Annotated in this window: 3 protein-coding genes; 2 read left to right on the forward strand and 1 reads right to left on the reverse strand. The window is 26.1% G+C overall.

All coding sequences use genetic code 11. From position 1 onward, the window contains the following. Nucleotides 1–397 (reverse strand): hypothetical protein (locus tag Q0V09_RS10490; RefSeq protein WP_297489356.1); only part of this gene is annotated, 397 nt, incomplete at its 3' end. Nucleotides 398–552: 155 nt separating this feature from the next. On the opposite strand from Q0V09_RS10490, the gene Q0V09_RS10495 reads away from it, so the two are divergent. Then, entirely contained in the window at nucleotides 553–2,076 is a 1,524-nt protein-coding gene (locus Q0V09_RS10495) for an AbgT family transporter (RefSeq protein ID WP_297489359.1), read from the forward strand. Nucleotides 2,077–2,088: 12 nt separating this feature from the next. Beyond that, a partial coding sequence (locus Q0V09_RS10500; RefSeq protein WP_297489362.1) for a M20 family metallopeptidase occupies nucleotides 2,089–2,646 on the forward strand: 558 nt, incomplete at its 3' end.

A 2,646-nucleotide genomic window follows, 5' to 3' on the forward strand; every position in this document is an offset into this window, starting at 1 on the left:
AGCAAGTACATCTGTTAAAGGTTGTTTCAATATGCTCTTGAGGGATTAGCATAGGATCTTTTTTTATTGAAGTAATTATTTCATTTTCTGTTAATCCTTCCTCTTTTAAAATAGAAATAGCTTTTGTTAGATTTTCATATTCTTTTAAATTTTCAAGAATTGTGGTCCTTGCTTTTTTATTAAATTCATATGGGAATTGTACACAACAATTAGTAAGACAGTTAAAGCAATCGAAATTAGTAGGTAAAAGAAAACTATTAATATCAACTATTGTATTGTATATTTTTTTATTTAGTATAACTTTTGTTTTTATCACCTTTATGTTATCAAAATATCTTTGTATTTTGCTTTGTAATTTTAAAGATATTTCAGTATCTTTATGCATAAAATATTTCATTAGACCTCCAAATATATAAATAATTTATTAAATTTATATTATATCACATTTTTTTAACTACTTATATTGACTAAAGGAAAAATATAAAGTATATATATTAATTACTATTTCAATATTTTTATAATATATAATTTACTAAATATTTGGGAGGGACTATGAGTAAACCTTTAATTTTGAAAAATGGAAAAAAAATTAATTTTATTGACAAGATTTTAGATTCTTTTGAAAAAATAGGAAATAAGTTGCCAGATTCTGTAACAATTTTTTTTATTTTATGTTTAATTATTTTAGTTGTATCTTTTTTATGTAATAAATTTAATATAATTGCAATACATCCAGTTACAAATGATATGATTCAAGTCAATAATTTACTAAGTAAAGAAAATTTAAAAGAAATATTAACAGAGATGATAGGTGTTTTTCAAAATTATCCTCCATTAGGAGTAGTATTAGTTGCTATGATCGGAATAGGTCTTGCTGAGAAGAGTGGACTTTTAGAGTCGCTTTTAATTATAACAATATCAAAGGTTCCTAAATATACTGTTTATTATTCTGTTGTTATTTTAGGATTGATTTTTACAGGAATTGGTGATGCTGGATTTGTAATTTTACCACAATTGGCAGCATTAATATTTTTAAATTTAAATAAAAATCCAATAATAGGAATATTATTAGCATATGCAGGTGCTGCTATTGGATTTTGTTCTGGATTATTTATCTCTTTAAATGATATTTTAATAACTTCGTTTACAATTCCAGCAGCTCAAGTTTTAGATTCTACATTTCTTCGTAGTCCCGCAATGACAATATTTTTTAATATAACTAATGGAGTTATTCAGATGTTTGTAATTGCTTGGATTACTAAAAAATTTATAGAACCTCGTTTCCCACCATTAACTGATCAGGAAGATAACTATAATAAAAGTGAACTTAAAATAGATGAAAAAAAAGCTTTGAAATATTCTGGATATTCTCTTTTAATATATTTTATTTTTATATTTAGTTTAACAGTGGGAAAGACTTCATTCCTAAGAGATTCATCAGGTTCTTTAATATCAACTAAGGCACCTTTTATGGGAGGATTAATAATAATAATGACTTTAGCATTTTTAATACCTGGAATAGTTTATGGAATAACCATTAAAAAGATTAAAAATGATAAGGATATTGTAAAAATGATAGGTCAAAGTCTTAGTGAAATGGGAGGGTATATCTTTATTGTTTTTATTGCAGCTCAATTTTTAAATTTATTTAGTAAAAGTAATTTAGGAATAGTTCTAGCAATAAAAGGTGCAGAAAAACTTAGTACAACAGGGTTTTCAGGTATTCCATTAATAGTAATGTATATATTTCTGGTTGGATTTATTAATTTATTTATAGGTAGTGCATCAGCAAAATGGGCTATTTTATCCCCTATTTTTATACCTATGTTTATGCTTTTGGGATATGATCCAGCATTAACACAAATGGCTTATAGAATTGGAGATTCATCTACAAATATGATCTCACCTCTATTTCCTTATTTACCACTTATTTTAGCTGTTTGTAAAAAATATGATAAGAATTTTGGAATAGGAACTTTAGTCGCAAATATGATTCCATATGCACTAGGAACACTTTTTATAAGTATATTACTACTTATTTGCTTTATTACTTTAAATTTACCATTAGGACTTTAAATTGGAGGAATTATGAATAATATAATAAAAGAATTAGCTAAAAAGAACTTAGAGAAAGTAGTGAAAATAAGAAGAGAATTACATGAATATCCTGAACTTGCTTTTAAAGAGTTTAAAACGGCAGCATTAATAAAAAGAGAACTAGACTTATTAAATATATCATATAAAAGTGAAATAGCAGGAACAGGTATTGTGGCTTTAATAGAAGGAAAAGAAAAAGGTAAAACAGTTCTTTTGAGAGCAGATATGGATGCTTTACCAATAGAGGAAGAAACAGAAAGTTTATTTAAATCAAAAAATAAAGGAGTTATGCATGCTTGTTGTCATGATGGTCATGTTGCTGGACTTTTAGGAGCTGCAATGATTTTAAATGAAATTAAAGATAAAATTAAAGGAAATATAAAGTTAGTTTTTCAACCAGCGGAAGAAGGTCCAGGAGGAGCAAAACCAATGATTGATGAGGGTATATTAAATAATCCAAAAGTAGATGTTGCATTTGGATGTCACCTTTGGCCTGGTTATTCTGCAGGTAAAATTTTAATAAAAGATGGTCCTTTGATGGCTCATCCA

This window comes from uncultured Cetobacterium sp. (genome assembly GCF_947039425.1).
Taxonomy (GTDB): Bacteria; Fusobacteriota; Fusobacteriia; order Fusobacteriales; family Fusobacteriaceae; genus Cetobacterium_A.